17 protein-coding genes and 1 tRNA gene are annotated in these 23,169 nt (G+C 58.1%); 6 read left to right on the top strand and 12 right to left on the bottom strand.

All coding sequences use genetic code 11. The annotated features are described in order from the left end of the window. Positions 1 to 190 precede the first annotated feature (190 nt). From BBBR_RS07515 to nrdD, 5 genes are all read right to left on the bottom strand, one after another. The gene (locus BBBR_RS07515; protein WP_003830189.1) at positions 191 to 922 is read right to left on the bottom strand and encodes a TetR/AcrR family transcriptional regulator; all 732 of its coding nucleotides are present in this window, start codon (positions 920 to 922) and stop codon (positions 191 to 193) included. Between the two features lie 59 nt (positions 923 to 981). Continuing rightward, on the bottom strand, positions 982 to 2,259 hold the full coding sequence (locus tag BBBR_RS07520) for a glutamate-cysteine ligase family protein (protein ID WP_003830187.1): 1,278 nt from the start codon (positions 2,257 to 2,259) through the stop codon (positions 982 to 984). Positions 2,260 to 2,426: 167 nt separating this feature from the next. Further along, positions 2,427 to 7,541 carry an acyl-CoA dehydratase activase-related protein gene (locus tag BBBR_RS07525; RefSeq protein ID WP_003830185.1) on the bottom strand — a complete coding sequence of 1,705 codons (5,115 nt, stop codon included), beginning with the start codon at positions 7,539 to 7,541 and terminating at the stop codon, positions 2,427 to 2,429. A 226-nt stretch (positions 7,542 to 7,767) separates the two neighbouring features. Further along, on the bottom strand, positions 7,768 to 8,490 hold the full coding sequence (nrdG, locus tag BBBR_RS07530) for an anaerobic ribonucleoside-triphosphate reductase activating protein (protein WP_003830184.1): 723 nt from the start codon (positions 8,488 to 8,490) through the stop codon (positions 7,768 to 7,770). Between the two features lie 148 nt (positions 8,491 to 8,638). Then, positions 8,639 to 11,047, bottom strand: coding sequence for an anaerobic ribonucleoside-triphosphate reductase (nrdD, locus tag BBBR_RS07535; RefSeq protein WP_003830182.1), 2,409 nt, complete (start codon positions 11,045 to 11,047; stop codon positions 8,639 to 8,641). Positions 11,048 to 11,460: 413 nt separating this feature from the next. Here nrdD and xseA point away from each other — a divergent pair, with 413 nt between their 5' ends. From xseA to BBBR_RS07550, 3 genes are all read left to right on the top strand, one after another. Continuing rightward, positions 11,461 to 12,816 (top strand): exodeoxyribonuclease VII large subunit, encoded by a 1,356-nt coding sequence (gene xseA / locus BBBR_RS07540; RefSeq protein ID WP_025263154.1) that lies wholly within the window; start codon positions 11,461 to 11,463, stop codon positions 12,814 to 12,816. A 61-nt stretch (positions 12,817 to 12,877) separates the two neighbouring features. Beyond that, the gene (locus tag BBBR_RS07545) at positions 12,878 to 13,162 is read left to right on the top strand and encodes an exodeoxyribonuclease VII small subunit (protein ID WP_003830177.1); all 285 of its coding nucleotides are present in this window, start codon (positions 12,878 to 12,880) and stop codon (positions 13,160 to 13,162) included. A 66-nt stretch (positions 13,163 to 13,228) separates the two neighbouring features. After that, positions 13,229 to 13,753 carry an NAD(P)H-dependent oxidoreductase gene (locus tag BBBR_RS07550; protein ID WP_025301366.1) on the top strand — a complete coding sequence of 175 codons (525 nt, stop codon included), beginning with the start codon at positions 13,229 to 13,231 and terminating at the stop codon, positions 13,751 to 13,753. 135 nt (positions 13,754 to 13,888) lie between these two features. Here the strand turns inward: BBBR_RS07550 and BBBR_RS07555 are convergent, their stop codons facing one another. From BBBR_RS07555 to BBBR_RS07570, 4 genes are all read right to left on the bottom strand, one after another. Further along, positions 13,889 to 15,745, bottom strand: coding sequence for an AMP-dependent synthetase/ligase (locus BBBR_RS07555; RefSeq protein WP_003830174.1), 1,857 nt, complete (start codon positions 15,743 to 15,745; stop codon positions 13,889 to 13,891). 136 nt (positions 15,746 to 15,881) lie between these two features. Continuing rightward, a complete protein-coding gene (gene mscL, locus BBBR_RS07560) occupies positions 15,882 to 16,388 on the bottom strand; it encodes a large conductance mechanosensitive channel protein MscL (RefSeq protein ID WP_003830172.1) in 507 nt (168 codons plus the stop codon). A 187-nt stretch (positions 16,389 to 16,575) separates the two neighbouring features. Continuing rightward, a complete protein-coding gene (locus BBBR_RS07565; RefSeq protein WP_003830170.1) occupies positions 16,576 to 17,004 on the bottom strand; it encodes a nucleoside 2-deoxyribosyltransferase in 429 nt (142 codons plus the stop codon). A 91-nt stretch (positions 17,005 to 17,095) separates the two neighbouring features. Further along, a tRNA-Arg gene (locus tag BBBR_RS07570) sits at positions 17,096 to 17,168 on the bottom strand. Between the two features lie 190 nt (positions 17,169 to 17,358). On the opposite strand from BBBR_RS07570, the gene BBBR_RS07575 reads away from it, so the two are divergent. Continuing rightward, entirely contained in the window at positions 17,359 to 18,498 is a 1,140-nt protein-coding gene (locus BBBR_RS07575; protein WP_016462494.1) for an endonuclease/exonuclease/phosphatase family protein, read from the top strand. A 33-nt stretch (positions 18,499 to 18,531) separates the two neighbouring features. Here BBBR_RS07575 and BBBR_RS07580 read toward each other — a convergent pair whose 3' ends face one another. Continuing rightward, entirely contained in the window at positions 18,532 to 19,500 is a 969-nt protein-coding gene (locus BBBR_RS07580) for a Ppx/GppA phosphatase family protein (RefSeq protein ID WP_025222020.1), read from the bottom strand. A gap of 52 nt (positions 19,501 to 19,552) precedes the next feature. After that, the gene (locus tag BBBR_RS07585) at positions 19,553 to 20,764 is read right to left on the bottom strand and encodes a pyridoxal phosphate-dependent aminotransferase (protein WP_003830166.1); all 1,212 of its coding nucleotides are present in this window, start codon (positions 20,762 to 20,764) and stop codon (positions 19,553 to 19,555) included. A gap of 98 nt (positions 20,765 to 20,862) precedes the next feature. On the opposite strand from BBBR_RS07585, the gene BBBR_RS07590 reads away from it, so the two are divergent. Next, a complete protein-coding gene (locus tag BBBR_RS07590) occupies positions 20,863 to 21,918 on the top strand; it encodes a Gfo/Idh/MocA family protein (protein WP_016462497.1) in 1,056 nt (351 codons plus the stop codon). A 79-nt stretch (positions 21,919 to 21,997) separates the two neighbouring features. Here BBBR_RS07590 and BBBR_RS07595 read toward each other — a convergent pair whose 3' ends face one another. Next, positions 21,998 to 22,471, bottom strand: coding sequence for a very short patch repair endonuclease (locus BBBR_RS07595; RefSeq protein WP_025301368.1), 474 nt, complete (start codon positions 22,469 to 22,471; stop codon positions 21,998 to 22,000). Between the two features lie 133 nt (positions 22,472 to 22,604). Between BBBR_RS07595 and BBBR_RS07600 the strand changes: the two genes are divergently transcribed. Further along, entirely contained in the window at positions 22,605 to 23,168 is a 564-nt protein-coding gene (locus tag BBBR_RS07600) for a GNAT family N-acetyltransferase (RefSeq protein WP_003830159.1), read from the top strand. Position 23,169: the final 1 nt, after the last annotated feature.

The following is a 23,169-nucleotide window of genomic DNA, read 5'->3' on the forward strand; positions in this document are numbered from 1 at the left end:
GTCGCTTTCCTCAGTGAAATCGAACAGTTTTTTAATTACCAATTGGTAGTTTATCTATTGACAGCATACAACACGCTTATGCCGCGCGCATCACATACACCAAAACGACCGTATGTATGCGACCCCTTCGTTCGCCCGCATACTTACTGCCGCTATCAAGCACAAGCCTCGGTTCAAGGCACACAGCGAATCAGCGATACCCGTCCCATATCGGCGAAGGAAATATCGCCGGCTCCAGATCGGCCCATTCATCGCATAAGTCAATGGCCGGCCCCCGTAACCACCTCAGTTGCACACCATCCATGATCTCCAGAGCATGGCGCAACGTGGGCCGGACCTCCTCAAACGAGGTGAATTCGGAAGGCAGGTTCCAGTTGTATGTCGAATAGTATTGCCATATTGAATCCCGACGATTGGCAAACTCGTCATGTAACGGATGCGCAGGATTGAACGATTCGACCTGCAATATCGAGAACAGCTGAACAAGCATGGGGCGCGTGGAATTGCAATGTACCAAGAACCTCAGATATGCGGGCAATCTGAAATCATCGGGCCCTGAACCAGGCAGGCCGGAGGCCATGAAGTCTTCCACACTGCCAAACGTGTTGTAATTCTCGTGATACACCGCGGCAAGCAGGTTATCTTTGCTAGGAAAATATCGCAAAACTCCCTGCTTGGTAACACCGACCGCATCGGCCACATCCTGCACAGAAGTACCGTTGTAGCCACGCTCGGAAATCAGTCGCACGGCGGCATCGAGAATTTCCTGCCGGCGTTCCCCCGGCGACTTGCGAACACGCTTATGCTGCAATGAATTCCCAGCTGTCATATCCGCCAGTCTATCCGCATTCTCCCCACTCCCATGCGCAACCACATCCAATATCCTTGGCCGGATATGCAAAACGGTGCCAAAACAAAACATTCTGTCATGCCTTCGACACCGATATCGCGCAATAGTTTTTTCTGTATATGCTTCTTCGCTTACTCCTGGAACACGTCGGGGTGCTTCAGATCGCCGGGAATGTCGGACAAGAGGCCCTCCAATCCCAAGAATTCCTTCCAGAAATCGAGCGGCTGGCCGTATGGCGAAGCCTCGCGACCGTGGGCCTGAATGTTGGCCTTGGCCTCGAACACCTCTTCCTCGCTGATGCCCTCGAAGTAGCTTTCCAGACGTTCACGGTGCTCAGGCACGTAGAACAGAGAGGACACAATCTCCGTCAGACGCTCGGCACGCTCAATCGGCAGTGAATCCCAGTGACGCAGTTCGATGAAGTTCTTCAGACGTACGTCATTGAAGTGCGTGGAGATGATGTGGTTGATCTCGTACGGGTTGAGTTCGCGGTCTGGGTACACCTCCCCCGCGTTCTCACGGAACGCCGGGCGATGCAGTTCCTTGGGGCTTGCTCCAGAAGCCACAGCTTCAGGGGTATGGGTCAGATCAGCGAACATAAGCGGCGTGGACAGCACGTCGATGGCGTAATCCTCCCAACCATAGCGATCATCGAACAGGCCGGGCAGCACATTGGTGCGCTGGAAGTCCAGATAATCCCACATACGCTGGCGCAGCAGCGGCCATGGGTTCGTCTCGCCCTCAAAATACGGGGTGTTACGGAAGAAGTAGGCCAGAATCGGACCGATAACCGTGCCCAGACGCAACTTTTCGATGGAGTCGCGCTCATCCACATAATCAATGCTGACCTGAGTGGAGGCGGAGCAACGCATCATGCAGGGGCCAAACTGACCCACGCGGCCGAGGTAGTCGGTCATTGCATCATAACGATCCTTGGGGTTGACCGGCACATCCGCAAAGCTGGATTTGGGCTGGTAACCATAGTTGACCAAGCGGAAGTCGAGATCGTCAAGAATCGGGTCGAGCTCGCGACGGAACTTGGAGTACAGCGTATTTAGGTCGCTCGGCTTCTTCAAAATGCCGATTGAGGTTTCCACCTGTCCGCCGGGCTCGAGAGAAACGGCGACGCCGGAACGGCTGAGACCCACCAGATGGCCGTTCTCCCAGTATTCCTTCTCCTCGTCGTAGTACGGAGCCAAGCGTTTGAGCAATGCCTCGATGCCATTCGGCTCGTAGTAGCTTACGGCAGTGTCGTCGCTGTTGTGCACGGGCAGGTGCTCGATCTCCACACCGAAGCCACCGGTGCCACGCTGGGAGCGACCGTTCTCAAAGAACTTGAGCAGGCTCTCGACATGCTTGGGGTTCGGCTTGGCGAGTAGGTGCGCGTAACTGATTCGGGGAGTAACCATGCTTTGTATCGTATTCGAGCCGGCCGGCGCGCGTGCCCGAAAGCCCGCAATACGCTATACGAAAAACCGATAGCAGGCTCCGGCCCGGTTTCTCGCTCTAGAGACTCCCCTCAGTCGCTGCGCGACAGCTCCCCCCCCCATAGAGGGGAGCTTAAGTGTATGTGCGTTCAGTCCGCGGAGGTGAAGCCCTGCGGCTCGCCGGTCTCGGCGAACTTGGCGTTGTGGGCCTTCTTGGCAGCGGCAATCATCAGCTTGATACGGTTGAGCTGATTGGCCTCGGAGGCACCCGGATCGTAATCGATGGAGACGATGTTGGCTTCCGGATGCAGACGACGAATCTTGCCGAACATGCCACGGCCGGTCACATGGTTGGGCAGGCAGGCAAACGGCTGCGCACAAATCACATTCGGGCAACCCTGTTCGATAAGCTCCAGAATCTCAGCAGTCAGCAGCCAGCCCTCGCCGGCCTGTACACCGATGGAGGTGACTTCAGCAGCCTTCTTGACAAGATCGGGCATCGGCTCGTCCTGCTTGAACTTGCCGTGCGAGGTGGCCAGTGCGGCCTTGATAGGCGCGTTGTACAGGTCAAGACCCTTGCGCATCAAGGCGTAGAGCGTCTTGTTGCCACCCATGCCGAGGTTCTTCTCGTTCCAGTCGGTGATGTAGGGGCGGGTGGTCATGAATTCCATGATGCCGGGCACTACGGCCTCGCAATCCTGGGATTCGATGACGTCGACCACATGGTTGTTCGCGTCCGGCTGGTACTTGACAAGAATCTCGCCGACCACGCCGACACGCACCTTGCGCGGAATATCACGCAGCGGCAATGCATCAAAGGATTTCACGATCTCCTTGGCCAGCACGTTATACGGCAGATAGCCCTTCTTGATGCTCGGCGTCTTGGCTGCGGTCTTGGAATAGCCGTGATGCTCGATGGTCTCACGCACGATGGTGTCCCACAGCTCGTACAGCTTGTTGGCCGAACCTTTCTCCACCTCATACGGGCGTACGCGGTAGAGGCACTTCATGAGCAAGTCGCCCAGAATCAGCGCCTTGATGGCACGGTGCAGCAGGGGCGGGGTGGCCTTGAAGCCGGGGTTGTCTTCGAGGCCCTGGGTAGAAATGGCGATAATCGGAATCTGCGGATAGCCGGCATCGACCAAAGCCTTGCGGATCAGGCCGAAGTAGTTGGTCGCACGGCACATGCCGCCGGTCTGGGTGATGGCGAGCGCTACATGGTCGGGATCGTATTTGCCTTCCAGAATCGCGTCGATGAGCTGGCCGACGACCATGATGGCCGGGTAGCAGGCGTCATTGTTCACGTATTTGAGGCCGGTTTCCACATCGCCACGGCTCGCGTGCTTCAGGATGTCGAACTTGTACCCACCGGAACGAATCACCGCTTCGACCAAGGACATATGAATCGGGCTCATCTGAGGGCCAACAATCGTATAGTTCTTCTTCATGTCCTTGACGAACTTCTCACGATGCGCGTATCGGGACATGGTGGCGTTGTTGTGGCCGGACTTCTTGGCATTCTTGGCGTTCGCCACGCCGGTGGTGCCGTCCGAAGTGCCATTCTTGTGGGCGACTGCGGCCTGTAGGTCGCGTTCGGCGGCACGCTTGGAGGCCTCACGCATCGACTTGGTGAGATTCGGGTTGGCGGCCATGGTCGTATCGAGCAGAATCTGACGGCCTGGAGTCGGCGCGGTGGAACCGGTCCTGCGGAAACCGATGGACTTAGGGCCCTGCACGGTCTTTGCGGCGGTAGCCTGAGACGTCTTGACGGCATCCTGCACGGCCTTGGCTTCGGCATCGACCTTCTTCTGCGCGGCTTCAACGGCGGCCTGCGCTTCAGCAAGTACGGCCTTGGCCGCTTCAAGATCGGACTCGGCCTTGACCTTGGCCTCTTCAGCGGCACGTTCGGCGGCGGCCTGCTTGTCTTCCAAGGCCTTGGCAGCAGCTTCTTCACGAGCCTTATTGGCTTCTCGTTCCTCGACGGCGGCCTTGAGCGAGCGCAGTCGAATCTTGGCTGCACCCAGGTTGGAGACCTCGTCAATCTTGAGCAGCGTGTACACGTCCGCCTTGTCGGCCAGAATCTCGGCCACCTGATCAGTGGTGATGGCGTCGAGGCCGCAACCGAAGGAATTGAGCTGCACAAGCTCGAGGCCCGGATACGAGGCCACGAAGTGTGCGGCCGCGTACAGGCGGGAGTGGTAGGCCCACTGGTTGGTGACGCGCAGCGGCATCTTGGTGACCGTGCGGTCTCCCACGTGGCGGAATCCGGCGGCGTTCTTGAAACGCGGATCGGCTTCGCCCTCGGAAAGGAATTCGGTGAGGTTGAGCTTCTCCCCCGGCTGCAATTCGCAGATGGAATCCTCGGAGAGTACCACCATGCCGAGCGAGCAGATGGTTTCGGGGATGCCGTGGTTGATTTCGGGGTCGATGTGGTAGGGACGGCCGGCGAGCACGATGCCTCGGCAGTTGTGCTCTTTCATATAGGCAAGCGCGGTCAAACCTTCCTGCTGCACGTCATGCTTGAAGACCTTGTCTTCGGCATAGGCGGCCTTGACCGCGGTTTCGGCCTCTTCGCGGGTCACGTTGGCCCACGCAAACTCTTCGACGATGCGGTCAACCATGAGCTCATGGTTGGCAAGGTTGAAGTACGGGTGCATGTAACGCACGTCATCCTCGCGCAGCTCAGGCATGTTGGCGCCGACGACGAGCGGATAGTTGGCCACAACCGGACAGTTGTAATGATTGTCCGTGTTGGGCACGAGGTTCTCCTCGTAGCTCACGCACGGGTAGAAGATGGTCTTGATGCCCTTGTTGATCAGCCACTTGATATGGCCGTGGACCAGCTTGGCTGGGTAGCAGATGTTTTCGGAAGCGATGGATTCGATGCCGGTCTCGAACAGTTCATGGGAGCTACGGCCGGAAATCATCACCTTGAAGCCCAGCGAGGTGAGCAGCGTGAACCAGAACGGATAGTTCTCGTACATGTTGAGGGCGCGCGGAATGCCGATCTCGCCACGAGTGGCCTTCTTGTCGGTCAAACGGCGGTAGGCGAAGCAACGCTTGTACTTGTAGTCGTACAGGTTCGGACGGTCGGAACGCTTCTTCTTGGCGTCACCACCGCGTTCGCAACGGTTACCGGTCACGAAGCGCGAACCATCAGAGAACGTGGTGATGGTGAGCTTGCAGTGGTTCTGGCACAGCTTGCACACGTCACGCTCGGTGGTCATGCTCATATTGTCGAGTGCGTCGCCGGTCAGGATGGAGCTGGCGGTGTGGGTCACACCGTCCACGACAACGACATGGACTTCGGGCTTGGCCGGCTCAGTCTTCTTGAAGGCTGCGACCTTGGGCTCGGACTTGAGTGCGGGCTCAGCCTCGGACTGTTCCTCGGACCCATCGGCCTTAACCACCACATCCAAGTGGTCGGCCTCATCCTGATAGTGCATGCGGGCGGTCAGGGCGGCACCGAACGCGCCCATGAGGCCGGCGATATTCGGGCGGGTGACCTGACGTTCGGTGAGCAGCTCGAAGGCGCGCAGCACGGCGTCGTTGAGGAACGTACCGCCCTGGACCACCACAGTGTCGCCGAGTTCGCCGGAATCACGCAGCTTGATGACCTTGTACAAGGCGTTACGCACCACGGAGTAGCACAGCCCTGCGGCGATGTCCTCGATGGACGCGCCTTCCTTCTGCGCCTGCTTGACCGAGGAGTTCATGAACACAGTGCAACGCGAGCCAAGGTCCACCGGATGGGTGGATGCCAAAGCCTTTTGCGTGAATTCCTGAATCGTCAGCCCCATAGACATGGCGAAGGTCTGCAGGAACGAGCCGCAGCCGGACGAGCAGGCTTCGTTGACGGCGATCGAGTCGATGACGCCGTCGGTGATGGCCAGATATTTCATGTCCTGGCCGCCGATGTCGATGACGGCGGTGACGCCGGGGCTGACCATTTCGGCACCACGATAGTGGGCCATGGTCTCCACCACGCCCTCATCCAGGTGCAGGCCGGTGGTGATGAGGCCTTCGCCGTAACCGGTGGCGCAGGAGCGTGCGATCCATGCGCCTTCGGGCAACTCGGATTGGATCTTCTTGACGATGTTGATGGCGGCGGTCAGCGGGCTGCCTTCGTTGTTGGCGTAGCTGGACCAGACGATTTCACGGTCGTCGTTAACGAGCGTGGCCTTGATGGTGGTGGAACCGGCGTCGATGCCCAGGAAGTGCGGGCCATGCGCGCCTTCGAGGGTGCCGATGTGGATGTGTTCCTTATGGTGGCGCTTGTTGAAGTCCTCGCGGTCGGCCTCGGTGGGAAACAGCGGCGGCATGGTGGGCGTGTTGGAGGGCAGGTTTTTCAGCTCGTCCAAACGCTTCAGGATTTCGTCGCAGGTGTAGGCCTTGAAATGGTGGCCCTGATCGTCGGAATCCGTGTCGGCCTGCAATGCCGAACCGTAGGCCACATACAGGTGGGCGTCGGTCGGCACGATGAACTCGTCGACCTTGCCTTCAAGGGCACGCTGGAAGGCGGCGCGCAGTTCGGACATGAAGAACAGCGGGCCGCCGAGGAAGATGACGGTACCGTGGATCGGGCGGCCAGAAGCCAGGCCGGCGATGGTCTGCGTGGCCACTGCGGTGAAAATAGAGGCGGCGAGATCAGGCTTGGCCGCGCCGTCGTTGATCAGCGGCTGCAGATCGGTTTTGGCGAACACGCCGCAACGCGAGGCGATCGGATACAGGTTCTCGTAGCTCTTGGCCATCTCGTTGAGGCCTGCGGCGTCGGTGTCAAGCAGCGTGGACATCTGGTCGATGAACGCGCCGGTGCCGCCTGCGCACGAACCGTTCATACGCTGTTCAGGGGTGGGTTTCAGGTAGGTGATTTTGGCGTCCTCGCCGCCGAGCTCGATGATGACGTCGGCTTGCGGGTACTCCTTATCAATCGCCTCGGTTTCGGCGATGACCTCCTGAATGAAAGGCACATGCAGATTGTCAGCAAGCGCCAGACCGCCGGAGCCGGTGATAGACAGGCGAATCGGTTCATCGCCTCGACCTAGTTCCACGAGCTTCTTATGGATGTCCGCGAGCAGGCCGGCAACGGTGGCACGCACATTGGCATGGTGACGTCGGTAATCGGAAAATAGGGTGTCTTTCAGGGAATCGGACTGATCAAGCACCACGGCCTTGACGGTGGTGGAACCGATGTCCAATCCCACACGCAGGGGCTTCGGGTGTGAAGCGGGCTTTACGCTCGCGTCAGTGACGATGTCAACCATGTGTTCCTCTTAATTCCGACTTCCGGGAGTGCACGTCACGAGGCATCAGGAACCGTTTCGGGACGGCTGGCAGATACCCTGCGGACGGCTTCGCCCGGCTACTTCTTACGGAATATTAGTCCGACCACCTACCCAACATGACGCGGGCAGAGGTGATTTCGCTCACGGGAAGGGCGTTTCCCAACAGTTTCGACGATATTGCTGAGTGCGAGTTAATGAAAAGCTACTACGAGGCTTGATGGTCTTCGCCGGCTTCGCGATCTTTCAGATAAATAGAAGGAATGTCGCGTTCCTGATCGTGCAGTTTGGCCCAGATGATGGGCTTGCCGGCCGCAAGGGATTTGGGCACGTCAAGGATGCGTTGGTTTCTGGAACCGCGGAATTGCAACAACGAGTCTTTTTGGTCTTTGAGATAGCGACCGTCGACAAGGATGTCGATAAGGTGCAGCAGTTCGAGTTTGTCTGGGGTTTCACCCGGCCGCATGAGTTCTTCCCACGTGTAGCCGGTCCATGACCAGATATCTTTGGTATGACCGAATTCCTTGCGAATGCGCTGTGCGAGAGGTACTAGCACAGGGGTGTTGAGGAACGGCTCGCCACCAAGAAACGTAATGCCTTGCACCCATGGGGCTTTGAGATCTTCGATGATCTTGTCTTCGAGTTTCTGCGTGTACTCGTGGCCGGCCTGGAAATCCCAGATGGAGGCGTTGAAGCAATTGACGCAGTGGAAAGGGCAACCGGAAACATAGATGGAGTTGCGCACGCCTTCGCCGTCGGTGACGATGAAGGTCTTGTAGTCGGCAATCATGCGCTTGGACATGCGCCGGCCATCCCATTGACCGGCTTTCGGATCATTGGCCAGGCCATTGGAAGGTACGGAGGGGCCGCGTCCGGTCTCGCCGGCCGCAAAGTCATGGCGCTTGGGTTCGGGCTTGGTTGTCACGGCCATGATTCCCTCCTTGCGGAAAATGCACTGGCTCCCGCTGGCGGGAGCTGTCCGTCATCAAACGGACTGAGGGTGGTCAACACTATAAGGATAACCACCCTCAGTCTCGCTTACGCTCGACAGCTCCCGCCAGCGGGAGTGAGTATAAACCTTACTTAGCTTCCTCGAACCACTCGCGGGTGGTGCCGTCGTCCAGGGTCACGCGGCCAGTTTCGCCGCTCATGTGCTTGACACGGTGGGCAATCTCCTCGTGACGGCCGTGCACCATCGGGCGCTGGACCGGGCTGCCGAGGTAGCCGCAGGTACGCTTGGTGACATTGCACTTGTCCGGGTTGGAGTTGCCGCACTCCGGGCACTTGAAGCCTTCCTCGGTCGGCTCGAAATCACCCTGGAAGCCACACACGAAGCAGTGGTCGATCGGGGTGTTGGTACCCAGATAACCGATGCCGATGTTGTAGGCGTAATCCCATACGGCTTCGAGGGCCTTCGGGTTGTCCTGCAGGCACGGGTACTCGCAGTAGTTGATGAAGCCACCGGAAGCGTAGTACGGGAAGTCCTTCTCGTAGTTGAGCTTCTCCATCGGAGTGGGCTGCAGCCATACCGGGTAGTGGAAGGAGTTGGTGTAGAAGTCGTGGTCGGTCACGCCCTCGATACGGCCGAACTTCTCGCGATCCATGCGGTTGAAGCGATCGGTCAGGGACTCCGCCGGGGTGGAGTACACGGAGTAGTGGTAGCCTTCCGACTTGCTCCACTGCTTGCACAGCTCGTTCATGCGCTTGACGATGGACAGTGCGAATTCCTTGCCTTCCGGATCCCAGCCATGGTCACGGATCCAGTTCTTGCCGTAGAAGACCGCAGTGGTCTCGGCAAGACCGATGTAACCGAGCGAAACGGTGGCGCGCTCATTCTTGAACAGAGCGTCTACGTTATCGTTGGCACCGAGACGACCGAAAGCACCAAAACGGAACAGTGTCGGAGCATTGACCGGGGTGGCTTCCTTGCAACGCATGATGCGGAACTGCAGAGCCTGGTGAGCCACTTCCATACGCTCGTCGAACAGCTTCCAGAAGCGGGCCTTGTCGCCGTGAGACTCGATGGCGATGCGCGGCACGTTGACGGTGACCACACCGAGGTTCATACGACCGTCTTCCTCGTCCTTGCCGGTCTCAGGATTGATCCAGCCCTGCAGGAAGGAACGGCAACCCATCGGGGCTTTGAAGGAACCGGTGATCTTGACGATGTTCTCATAGAACACCACGTCCGGGTACATCCGCTTGGTGGCGGATTCGAGTGCCAACTGCTTCAAGTCGTAGTTCGGGTCGCCCGGATCGGCGTTCACGCCGTGCTTGACGGTGAAGACGAGCTTCGGGAAGATGGCGGTGTGGTGTTCCTTGCCGAGGCCGCGGATGCGGTTGAGCAGAATGGCGCGCTGGATCTCACGGGAGAACCAGTCGGTACCGAGACCAAAGCCGACGGTGACGAACGGGGTCTGGCCGTTGGATACACGGTTGGAGTTGATCTGGTATTCCATGGTCTGCATGGCATCGTAGATGGCCTTGCGGGTACGAATCTTGGCGAGGATCTCGCGCTCCTGCTCCAGCTCGTCAACGTCAGTGTGGAACGGAGTGTCCATCGGCAGCGGCTCGCGGGAACCGAAGTGCAGCTTGGCCGGCTCGTTCTTCTTGGCGCTCTCGACCTGACGACGAGCGAATTCAACCGGCATGCCGTCGGGGATGGTCTCACGGGCTTCCTCAAGGAACTTCTCGTAGTCCTTCTTGGCGTACCGAGCAAGGTGCTCGTCGGCACGGTTGGCGGTCTGGCCACCATACTGGCTGGAAGCCACATCCTTCATGATCTGAGTGATCTGGGTGGCGGCGATGGCGATGGACTTCGGGGATGCCATCGGAGCGTTGCCCAGGGTGAAACCGTTGGCCAGCATGTCCCAAAAGTTCGGCAGGGAGCAGTTGGACTGGGCGGTGAACGGCGAGTAGTCGGCATCGTGGAAGTGGATGTCGCCCTTCATGTGGGCGTTGGACACGGCCGGCGGCAGCATGTTGAACGCTGCGGCCTTGGACACGGCACCAGCCAGCAAATCACGCTGGGTGGAGTAGACGTTGGAATCCTTGTTGGCGTTCTCGTGGATTAGGGTCGGATCGTGGTTGATGAAGCGGGAGACGGCCTCGTTGACATCGGTGGCCTTGGCACGCTGGATGTCCTTGTCGAGACGGTAATTGGTGTAGGCACGAGCCACGTCGTACAGGTGGGCATCAATGAGGGCGTGCTCAACGAGGTTCTGGATGTCCTCGATCTTGGCGGGACCAGCGTAACGCTCCTTGATCTCGCCTTCGACCTGATCGGCGAAGCCGCGGATCATGGCATCTTCCTCGGGACCGACTTCCTTGTTCAGGTCGCCGAAGGCGGACTTGATCGCAGAGATGATGTTGATGGGGTCAAAATCGACCACACGACCATCACGCTTCTCAACGAGAACGGTGGAGGCCTTCGCGGCCGCCTTGGTCCCATTGTTGGTGACGTTCTCCTCCAGCACCTGTGCGCCCATCGGGCACCCCTTTCCTCATCCCGCGCGGCCTTGCGGACCCCGCGTTTTCAGCCGCACTCGTCGTGGGCCATACGAAATTACATTGATGTCGTTTTCTTGAACCTCTAGAAGAATACGGCAAGCTCACCCCTATATCTAGTGTCCAACAAGGGTGTGTTGAACTATTTATAGTGGTTTTTGGCTATTTTCCGCCAAAACTACATTTGTGTGATTAGCGTAACTGTTTCTTCCCTCGCGTGTCGCACTCCACCTTCCATCGATTCCTCTCCTTTCGGCAGTACCCATCTTCTTGGACGGGACAACAAAGCGTCGTCACCGCCTCCATACGACAAGCATGACGCACCCATCACAGGACCGGTAGATTTCTACCGCCATCGCCCACCGCACTTATAGTTAAGGGCATGACTACTGCAATGGGTTACTCGAACACGGGCCAGTCGCCGACCGCCGCATCTTTGGCCTCGGCCGGTTTTGGGCCCAACACGGCCACCGAAGCCGGGCAGGGAACCGTCAACCTGCCCGACGGCCCGCGGCCGGTCGACCAGCTCCCAAGGCTTGCCGCAGAGACCACCGCGCAGAATCCCTGGCCGGTCAGCATGCTGAGCCAGAAATTCTATGGGGCGGTGGAGCGCTGGCCGTCCGCGTGGGTCACGGGCCAGATTACCCAGATCAACACCAGACGGGCCGGTTCGGCGTATATCACCCTGCGCGACGATTTCGAAGACATCGCAATGGAGGTCAATGGCTTTGGACGGTTTGCCGACACGGCCCGGCAATTCGTTCAAGGCGATCGCGTGGTCATTCACGGCAAGCCTAACCTGTGGATGAAGCGCACCTCCCTCTCTTTGCGCGGAGACACCATTCTCAAAGTCGGCGCAGGTGGCAGCCTCAAGGCCATGATCGACGAATTGCGCAAGCGACTCAAAGGAGAAGGCCTATTTGACGCAGACCATAAACTCCCTCTGCCCGAATTTCCCAAGACCATTGGCCTGATTTGCGCCCCACAGGCACGAGCCGAGGGAGATGTCATCACTAACGTGAATCTTCGCTGGCCCTCGGTCACCTTCAAGGTTGTTCATGTGCATGTGCAAGGTGAGCAATGCCCCGGCGAAGTCGCACAAGCGATTGCACGACTAGACACCGATCCAGATGTGGATGTCATTATCGTGGCTCGAGGAGGCGGCTCATTCGAGGACCTCATGGGCTTCTCGGATGAACGCGTAGTGCGTGCCGCATATGCCTGTACCACACCATTGATTTCCTCCATCGGACATGAAGACGATTGGACCCTCCTGGACCTGGTTGCCGACCTGCGTGCTTCAACCCCTACGGACGCGGCCAAACGTGTGGTGCCGGACGTCAACGAACAGACGCAGCTCATTACCGGAGCCATCGACCGTATGCGTCTGAGAATTCGCTCACGAGTGGATAACGAAGATCGCCTCATCGAGGGATACGCAAACCGCCCCAGCCTGACGCAACCTCTCACCATGCTGGAGCCGCATCAGCGCTTGATTGACGATTCCATACAGCGCCTTGATATCGGCCTGCGAAGAATCGTGGACGACGCTCAGCTCACCGTCGAGAAGGCGCATGCCTCACTGACCGCCCTCAGCCCCCAGTCCACACTCAACCGTGGCTATGCCGTGGTGCAATCCGCCGATGGCACCGTACTCGATGACGCTTCCACCGCTCATATCGGAGACGACATCACCGTAACCTTGAAGAAGGGTGTCATCACAGCCACAACCACATCCGCCGCAGCGTAAGAACGCTCGCAGAGCTGCTGCAAGAGAAACTCAATGCGTATATAGATAAGGAGCACACACCATGACCGACAACACCATCCCCGCGTCCTCACTATCAGACAAAGAACGCGAGCTCATTGCGCAGATGCCTTATGAGGAGGCTCGAGATAAGCTCATCCAAGCCGTTCAGTCGCTGGAAACCGGCGGACTGAATCTCGATCAATCCATGCGCCAGTGGGAAATCGGTGAAGCATTGGCCAAACGAGCCCAGAGCCTGCTCAATGATGTACGCGCCAAGCTCGATCAGGCTCAGGCCGATCAGGCTGCTAATGAAGCCACAGCAGGAACGCAATCCAATCTGGACTGATTCCAACATCAATTCATGCAATCGTACCGTCGGCAATACGCCGACCACATGAGAAAGAACAAATCAATGTCAACACTGATTCTTGTATTCCATCCCCACCTGCAGAACGGCTCCCGCGTCAATGCCCGCTTGATTGCCGAGCTGAAGGCTCAAGGCGAAGAAGACATCACCATCCGCGACGAGTACGCCGAATACCCCAATTTCGCCGTCAACGTCGATCACGAGCACGAACTGCTCGAGGCAGCCGATAGTGTGATTCTGCAATTCCCGTTCTACTGGTATTCCTCCCCCGCCCTGCTGAAGGAGTGGGAGGATCGGGTCATCACCGCAGGATGGGCCTATGGTGGCAGCTACGCACTGCGCGGCAAGGAACTCAAACTGGTGGTCACCACCGGTTCCGGTGCTGCCAAGTATCAGAAAGATGGCGAATACGGCCGCACTATGGATGAGCTACTGAGCCCATTTGAAGTTGTGGCATATAAGGTCGGCATGGAATACGCCAAGCCGTTCCTGGTGCAGGGTACGGCCACCATCACCGATGACGCCCTTGACCAAGCCGCCGCCGACTACGTTTCGGCGATTCTGGACTGAATGGAGCTGAGGCCAGGTGCGCGATACACCTGGCCTTATTGTTTTTCACGGATGAGCCGCAGCTCTCTCCCTCAGTCTCACTGCCGCTCGACAGCTCCCTCTTCAGAGGGAGCTTGTTTCCTGTAAACTTACTGGTTACTTCTTGAGCGGCACGTAGATTACGCTGTCGATGAGCTCCTGATAGTGCTTGACGATTTGCGCGCGACGAGTCTTCAGACTCGGAGTGAGCATACCGTTGGCTTCGGTGAACTCATCGGGCAGAATCTCGAACTTACGAATCGATTCGGCACGCGAGACACCTTCGTTAGCGGCATTCACCGCACGCTCAACTTCGGCATGAACAATGGCGTTCTTGGCCAAGGCATCCAAATCCGGCTCCGGCTTGGCACCTTGGGATTCCAGCCAATTGTTGGCATCCACCAAATCCAGCGTGACCAAGGCAGCCACGAACGGCTTCTTGTCTCCAATAACCAAGCACTGGTTGACCACCGGAGAGGTCATCACAGAAGCCTCCAGAAGGCCAGGCGACACGTTCTTGCCGCCAGCGGTGATGATGAGGTCCTTCTTACGGCCAGTGATGGAAATGAATCCGTCTTCGGAAATATCACCCAAATCACCGGTATGCAGCCAACCATCAGTGATCTGCTGGGTAGTGACCTCAGGGTTGTTGTGGTATCCCTTGCACACCAGCGGTCCCTTGACTACCAGCTCGCCATCCTCGGCGATGCCGGCGGTGATGCCGCACATCGGCATGCCGATGGTGCCGATGCGATTGTCTTCCGGCAAGCTCACGCACACCGGACCACAGGTTTCCGTCATGCCGTAGCCTTCCAGCACCGGCATGCCAATGCCGTTGAAGAAGTGAGAGAGCTCGGAATCCATCGGGGCTCCACCGGTGATGGCAAAGTCGGCGTTCGGGCCAAAGATGGTACGAATCTTCTTGTACACCACCTGCTCGTAGAAAGCGTGAGCAACACGACCGGGAAGCGGCAGCTTCTCGCCCTTCTGCTCGGCCTTGGACCATTCACGCGCGTTTTCGACGGCGCGCATGAACATCTTGCCCGCAAAACCGCTGCCGGCACGCTGGGAAGCGGCGTTGTAGACCTTTTCGTACACACGCGGCACGGCAAGCAGCAGCGTGGGACCAAAGGTCTCGAAGTCCTTGACCATGGTCTTCATATTGGAGCTCAGGGCCAGAGAAATGGTGCCGCCAAAACTGAAGAATTCCATGAATCGGGCGAACACATGGCTCAGGGGCAGGAACAGCAGCAGACGGCGGTTGGGCCATGCGCCGGCACGAGGCATGTACTGCAGGGCGGAGCGCACCAGGAACGCGAAGTTGCGGTGGGTGAGCTCCACGCCTTTCGGGGTGCCGGTGGAGCCGGACGTGTAAACGATGGTGGCGCGGTCGTCGCCGTGGGAGGCGTTCTTGTATTCCCAGAATTCGGCATCGGTGACGCTTTCGCCATAGGTCTTGATGGCGTTCAGGCCGCCTGCTTCGATGACGAACACGTTGCGCAGGGTGGGTACCTCGCTGCGCACGGATTCAATCTTGTCGCGCTGACCGTCATCCTCGGCGATGGCGAGCGTGACCTTGGAATCGTTGAAAATCCAGCTGACCTGGCTGGCGGAGTTGGTCTCATATACCGGCACGGTGAGTGCGCCGATGGACATGATCGCCATATCCAGAGCGGTCCACTCCCAACGCGTGCGAGACACGATGGCCACGGAGTCGCCCTTGTTGACGCCCAGACCAATCAAGCCTTTGGCCAGATCGATGACCATGTCACGGAAGACCAGGGCGCTGTACGGCTGCCAGGTGCCATCCTCAGTTTTATATTCGATCATGGCGCCATCGGGATCGCGCTCGGCTCGCTCATCGAGCAAATCGAACAGGTTGATGTCGCTGTCGATCGGCTCCTTGACGGGATTGGTGAACTGCTTGACGATACGAGTATCGTTATTGGCCTTATCGGCGATGTTTTCAGGCATATTCCCATGTAACTCCACGGAGGATACAAAACACGCCGATTGACGCTGCACGCCCAATGCAAATGGCCTCGCACACCGGCATCCACTGGAATGCGAGGCCATGCGGCAACTCAATGTTTACATGCCCAGTCCAGACTCAGCCAATGGAGCCGTTGCTCTTTTTCAGCTCGTCGCGAATCTCCTGCAACGTGGCGAGCGTCTGTTCTTCGACACTTGGGCCTTCTTCCTTGGCTTCGGCCTCATCTTGAGCGGCGGTCAGGTCACGCAACTTGTTGATAGGCAGAATCACGCAGAAGTATACGGCCACACCGATGAGCAGGAAGTTAATCAAAGCATTCAGAATAGCGCCGAACGAAATGGTCGAGTTATTGAACGTAATGGTCAGCAGACCAGACAAATCCGGCACGCCACCGATCATGCCGATCAGCGGGCTGATGAGGTTATCGACAATGGAAGTGACCACGGTGGTAACCGCGGAGCCTATAACCACACCAACGGCCATATCAATCATCGAACCGCGGGAAAGGAACTTTTTGAAGCCGGCAAGCGGGCCTTTATCGGTCAACGCAACGACCGCATGAGTGGCGCTGCCCGCACTTTTCATAAGATTGTCGGCAATATTGGATGGGGACTGATTCGCCATGATATCTCCTTAACAGCGCAAATCCGCGAACCGACCCGATGACCTGGGCTCGCCTTTCATTCGCCATTATGCTTCACGAGAAACCGTATGCGCGGTTATTCGACAACATATCGGCAGAAAACCAGTATTCATGCGCGGATTTACGCGGGCAATCACCACTGACCACCCGCGTTGCGACTCTCACGTTTCAGAACTGAATATAGTCGATCTCCGTATGTTCGCCGGTCTCCAGATACTTTGCCACGTCATCCGGCCCAGCGAATACCAGCTCGACCGCCTGCGCAATCATCAGATTCACGCGATCCATCGGCGTCAGGTTTTCGAAATAGCCGTATACCGGAATACCAAGCGCGTGAGCATACCCGACCTCGAACATGGTGCCGGGGTCTTCATCCATAAGATTGGCAACAACCGCTTGGGATGCGTTGATGCCCTGAATGTCATCGTTGAAGCAGCCCTCGGGGCCGACCTCCTCGATTTGGCTGGCGAATCGCGGCTTGAACAGTGTCCTGCCGTGATCCTCCAGCACCTTCTCCAACCGTTCCATGCTCGCCGTCTGTTCGGGATTGAAAAACGGGCCGGCCACATAGAAGTCATACTGCTTGTCTTCACTCATGGTTTCCAGTCATAGCGCAGCATCGTCCATTCGCGGGCCACAAGTTCAATGCATGGATAGCCGTCCGCATAATGACCATCAGGAGCGCAAGTGCCCGAGATCGGATTCGAACCGACGACACCCGCTTTAGGAGAGCGGTGCTCTATCCACTGAGCTACTCGGGCAACGACGTTTCATTGTACACGGGCAGTCGCCCAGCCCACAATTCGTGCCGGTTTGGTACGGAACCGCGATGCCGCCGCCGGCGCAATGCCGATTCACAAGTCGAACAAGGTACAGTGGCAGGTCATGGGACAAGCTGCATCACCATGCATCGACGTTCCTCACAAAGCAGATCAACGCAGGAAAGGCGATATGGCACAGCCACGGAACACCACCAGAGGAACCGCAACCAAAGGGAAGTCCGCACGCCCTCAAACCACCCGTTCGCAGTCCAAGTCCGCGCAACGAAACAAATCCCATTCCCGTCCCGTATCACAGTCGGCACCCAAACCTCATGAGCGTCACCATTTCTTCGGCACGCTGACATTGCTGCTGGCCATGACTGCCCTTATCTGCACCGCCGCACGCGCCTTGCCCTCGGATATCCAAGCCTGGCCGTTCATCCCAATCGTAGTGTCGGCAACACCATGGTTCACCTTGCTTGCCCTGCTTGCACTGTTGCTGGCCATGCCATTGCGCCGCCCATTGGCGGCATTGATTGCCGTTGCCGCCCTCGGACTGAACGTCTACTGGCAGCACCCGTTTTTCTTCCCGACCAACTCACTTTCCCAAGACGCACAGAACGCCGTAGCCGCGGCCGAAGCGCACACCGCCGACGCCTATGCCCGCGTGATGACCTTCAATGTCTACAAGGGGCAGGCCGACGCCCAATCCATCGTCAATCTGGTACGCGATCAGCGCGTGGAAGTGCTCGCGCTGCAGGAGACCACGGATGATTTCGTCAAGCAGCTGACCGAAGCCGGCATTGAACATTATCTGCCGTATGCGCACGTATCCTCGTCCGATGGCGTGTATGGCAACGGCCTCTGGTCTGCGGCACCGCTTAAGGACGTGGTCGACGACGAGGTGAATTCCAGCGCCTCATTCATGCCCTCCGGCACAGTGGACATGGGAGGCAACCAGATTCGTTTCGTCTCCGTGCACACCACCGCACCCGTGCCCGGATACTGGGGCCAATGGAAACGTTCGCTTGACGAACTTGGCCTGATGCGCAGCCACACGGACGCCCGCTATATTTTCATGGGCGACTTCAACGCCACCTACGATCACACGCCATTCCGCGAATTTCTGGGCAATCGATTCGTCGACGCAGCCCACCAGTCCGGACATGGCTTCACGTTCTCCTGGCCGACCAACCGCAGCTATCTGCCAACGTTTGCCGGCATCGATCATGTGGTGCTGGACACTGGTATGACGGCCGGGCAATGCCAAATCGCCAAAATCGCAGGCTCCGATCACGCGGCACTACTCGCTACGATTTCGGTAGGGTAATACTTGCTCCCGCTGGCGGGAGCAGAGAAAGCGTCAAAAACCGAGACGGGTGCGGCCGAACTGGTCGAGCCAACGCAGGATGGCGCCTTCGCGCAACGCCCACGGGCAGATTTCGACTTCCTGAATGTTCAGGGCCTTCATGATCTCGTCAGCAACCACGCCACCGCCCACAATCTGCATTGTGCGCTCAGGCGTGATACCGGGCAACGCCACGCGCTGTTCGGGAGCAATCGCCGCCAGGCGAGGAATCCAATCCTCCAGCTGCTCGCGGGTCATGATCCACGTATCTTCACGCCCAGGCGCACGCATCACCGCGCCGCACAAGCGAGCCAGCGAACGGAAGGTCTTGGACGTGCCAACGGCATGGTTCGGATGTTTGGATTGCGGGAACACCTTGACCATCGGCGCCAGAATCTTACGCACATCTTTGCGCACGCCCTCCAGCTCCTCGGGAGTAGCCATACCAGAAGGCAGGAACTCGGTGGTCACACGGCCGGCACCTGCCGGCACGGAAAGCGCCACAGTCGGCTCTTCATCGGAGCCCATCGCCACTTCGAGCGAGCCGCCGCCAATATCCAGCACCAGCAGTCGGCCGGCATCCCAGCCATACCAGCGGCGTGCGGCCAGGAACGTCAGACGCGCCTCATCATTGCCTGACAGCACGGTCACGCCCTGACCGACCATCTCTTCAATCTTATGAATCACCTTGTTGCCGTTCGGCGCCTCGCGCAAAGCGGACGTGGCCATGACCAGCAACTGAGTGATCTCATATTCTTCAGCCAGTTTCATGCACTGGGCAACGGCGGCCAGAATCGCCTCGATGCCGGACTTCTTGATTGAGCCGTCATCCTTGAGATACTTCATCAGGCGCACCGTTGATTTGGTACTGGCCTCGGGATCGGGACGCGCGCCCGGAGCTGCATCGACAATCAACATATGGATGGTATTTGAACCGATATCAAGCACACCGAGTCGCGTGGTATGCGAACGCAGATTGACCATGATTCCTGACCTTACCTAACACAAACGCGACTACTGTACACATCCACGCCCATTACAGCGATTCGACGAACCTGTCGAGTCGCTCCAAACCTTCGGACAACGCCTCGCGAGAAGCGGCATAGCTCAGCCGAACATGCGTATCGGCGGTGGCGGCGCCAAAATCACGGCCGGGAGTCAACGCCACGTGAGCCTCGTCCAGCGCACGCTCGCAGAACGTCCATGCATCCAATCCGGTACGGGAAATGTTGAAGTAGGCATAGAACGCGCCGTTCGGCTCCACTTCGACCGGCAGTCCGATGCGCTTCAAACCATCAATTACGATGCGCCGACGGCTCAGCAGCTCCTGACGGCGGGCTTCACACTCAGCCAGGCTCTCCGGCGTGAAACAGGCGAGCGCCGCATGCTGGGTGGGCGTATGCGCACACAGGTAATAATTGGTGGCCAGATCATCGACCGCCTCCAGCACGGTGGAATCATCCGGCAGAATGGCCCAGCCAAGACGCCAACCGGTCATGCCGAAGAACTTGGAGAAACTGTTGCACACGATGGCGCCAGGGTCACAAGCCAGCACCGATTTGACCTCAGTGCCGTCCGGCTCATGATCGGCCAGATCAAGATAGGTCTCGTCCACGATGCGCCATGCGCCACGCTTGGCGGCCAACTGGCATACTTCATCCAGCACGGCGAAGTCGATGGTGGTGCCGGTGGGATTGGACGGCGAGGTGATCATCACGGCCTTGGTGTCGTCCGTCCAATATTGGCGGCATAGGTCGGCGGTCAGATGGAACCGCGTGGCGGCCGATGTCGGCACATCGACAACCCGGCCTTCAAAGGAACGCACCAGCTCGCGGTTGCACGGGTAGGAGGGATCGGCCACGATCACGTCATCACCGGGATCCACGGTCAGGGCTGTGGCCAACAGCAAAGCGGCGGACCCACCGGCAGTCACGCAGATGCGTTTGGGATCGATATCCAGATCATGGCGTTCTCGATAGAAACCGGCGATGGCTTGGCGCAGTTCGGGCAATCCCATGGCTGCGGTGTAGGGCAAGGCACGGCCATCGTATTGTTCGCGCATGGCATCGCGTACGGCAGGCGGCGCACCGAAATCGGGCTCCCCCAGACTGAGCTTGATGACACTGACACCGGATGCGATCATCTTGTCCGCTTTCTCGCCAAATACCATGGCGCGGAAGGGATTGGCCTCGCGCGCGCGACGAGACATAACCGGGGACACGGGCTGCTGCACTGCTTCGTTTTCCATAGTTTGGTTCTATCCGCTCTCGGGGACAAGGTTTTTCCGTGGCTTTATAATCGCTGGGGAGACCGGTTACCACCTCAACCCAAGTTCAAGGAGGAATGATGAGCCGATTCAACGGCAAACGTGCCGAATTCGAGGCCAGCGGCGAGAAAATCAACGTTGCTATTCTGGGCGCAGGACGTATAGCTCACACCATGGCCAATACCTTGGTCGAAATGGCCACCGACCCGCTGTATTCCTCATGGATTCACCCGTATGCCGTGGCTGCCCGTGATCTGGATCGTGCACAGGCATTCGCCAATCAATGGCATCTCGACAAAGCGTATGGTTCGTATGAGGATCTGGTGGCTGACCCGGATGTTGATTTGGTCTATATCGCCACTCCTCATAATCTGCATGCCGAGCAGGCGATTTTGTGCATGAAGGCCGGCAAGAACGTGCTCGTGGAGAAGTCGTTCACCGCGAATACCGCACAGGCGCGCGAGGCTTTGGCCGTATCCAAGGAAACAGGACTGCTGTGCACGGAAGCGATTTGGACGCGTTACATGCCAAGTCGTCAACTCATCAATGAGGTCATTGCCTCCGGAGAAATCGGCGAGGTGAAATCCGCAAGCGCCAACCTGTGCTATCCAGTGTCCGGCAAGGCCCGCATGATCGATCCGGCCTGCGCCGGCGGCGCGCTGCTCGATGTAGGTGTGTATCCGCTGAACTTCTTGGATATGGCGGTGGGTGCTGATCACGGCCGCACATTGGATCATTTCAGCACCTCGATGGTGCCGTATGAAACCGGCGTGGACGCACAGAATTCCACCACGCTGTATTACAGCGACGGCACGATGGCGGTATCCACCAGCTCGATGCTGGTGGCCTCCGATCGCGGCGGATATGTGTGGGGCACCGAGGGATATCTGGAAGTTACCAATATCAACAATCCCGAGTCCATCGATATCTATGGCAAGGACCACAAGCCCGTGCGCAGCATCTCGGTTCCGCCGCAATTGACCGGCTACGAGTATGAGGTTGCCGCCGCGGCCAATGCCCTATTGGACGACAAGACCGAATGCGAAGCGATGCCTCATGCCGACACCATTCGCATTATGGAGCTTATGGATGCGATTCGTGGCAGTTGGGGCCTCAAGTTCCCGTTTGAGCAGTAGTTGTCCTCCCGCTGGAGGGAGATGGCACGCAGCGTCGGAGGGTGGTCCTGCAGACCAATCGATGTCGACCTCCCCTCAGTCACCTGCGGCGACAGCTCCCCTCCAGCGGGAATCCAGAAGGACACACAATCTGTTCGTATAGCCGTGCGAGACGCCCGTCTCGTGCGGCTTTTGTCAATTCGCACTCCCACACGGTGATCACACGCCAGCCGGAGGCCTCTAATTCGGCGCGCTGGGTGATGTCTCGATTGTGGTTGCGCAACAGTTTCGCCTGCCAGAATTCCACATTCGACTTCGGCATCGAATGTTTGGAACAACCTTCATGCATATGCCAGAAACAGCCGTTGACGAACACGATGGTGTGGTATTTCGGCAGTACCACGTCCGGATGGCCCGGGTAGCGCTTGTCGTTCTTGCGGAATCTCAGGCCCCTGCGGAACAGATAGCTGCGTACCAGCACCTCGATTTTGGTGTCTTTGCCGCGAATATGCGACATCGTGTACGAGCGGGTGCCCCGTTCATACTTTTCCACTGGCTGCTTCTTACGACTCACGCACTCCAGACTACCGTGTCATATCGCTACGAGACGATATCCGATCGAACGATCACCCATTGCATGCGGTCATCATCTCTTATTCCGGTCATTCCTCGCACGCTGGTCGAGACCGCGCACTTACACTTCACCTATGGCAGACATGACGATTCGCAGGGCCACGGCGGCCGATATTCCCCAGATTGATGAACTGTTGCGGCAAGTGCTCGAAGTGCATCACGCCGGCCGACCGGATCTGTTCAAAGGCGGCGCCAAAAAGTACACGGATGAAGAACTGAAAACGATTCTGGCCGACGATCAAACCCCTGTGTTCGTGGCAGTGGCACCGGCCGACACTGCCAATGCCGGCGATGCCGAATCAGTCAGCGCCGCACACTCAGCTGAAGAATCCAGCAACACCGGCTCCCTCGCCGTCGATCAAGTGCTCGGCTACGCATTCTGCGTATTCCAGCAACACACCAACAGTAATATTCTGACCAATATCAAGACTCTGTACATCGACGATCTATGCGTTGACGAGCGCTCTCGTGGTCATCATGTGGGCTCCACGCTGTATCATTACGTGCTCGATTTCGCCCGCAAATTCGGCTGCTACAACGTGACCCTCAATGTTTGGGCCTGCAATCCCAAGGCCCAGACCTTCTATGAGCGTATGGGACTGACTCCCTACCGCATCGGCATGGAGCAGATACTGTAAC

The sequence above is a fragment of the Bifidobacterium breve DSM 20213 = JCM 1192 genome, assembly GCF_001025175.1.
Classification (GTDB): domain Bacteria; phylum Actinomycetota; class Actinomycetes; order Actinomycetales; family Bifidobacteriaceae; genus Bifidobacterium; species Bifidobacterium breve.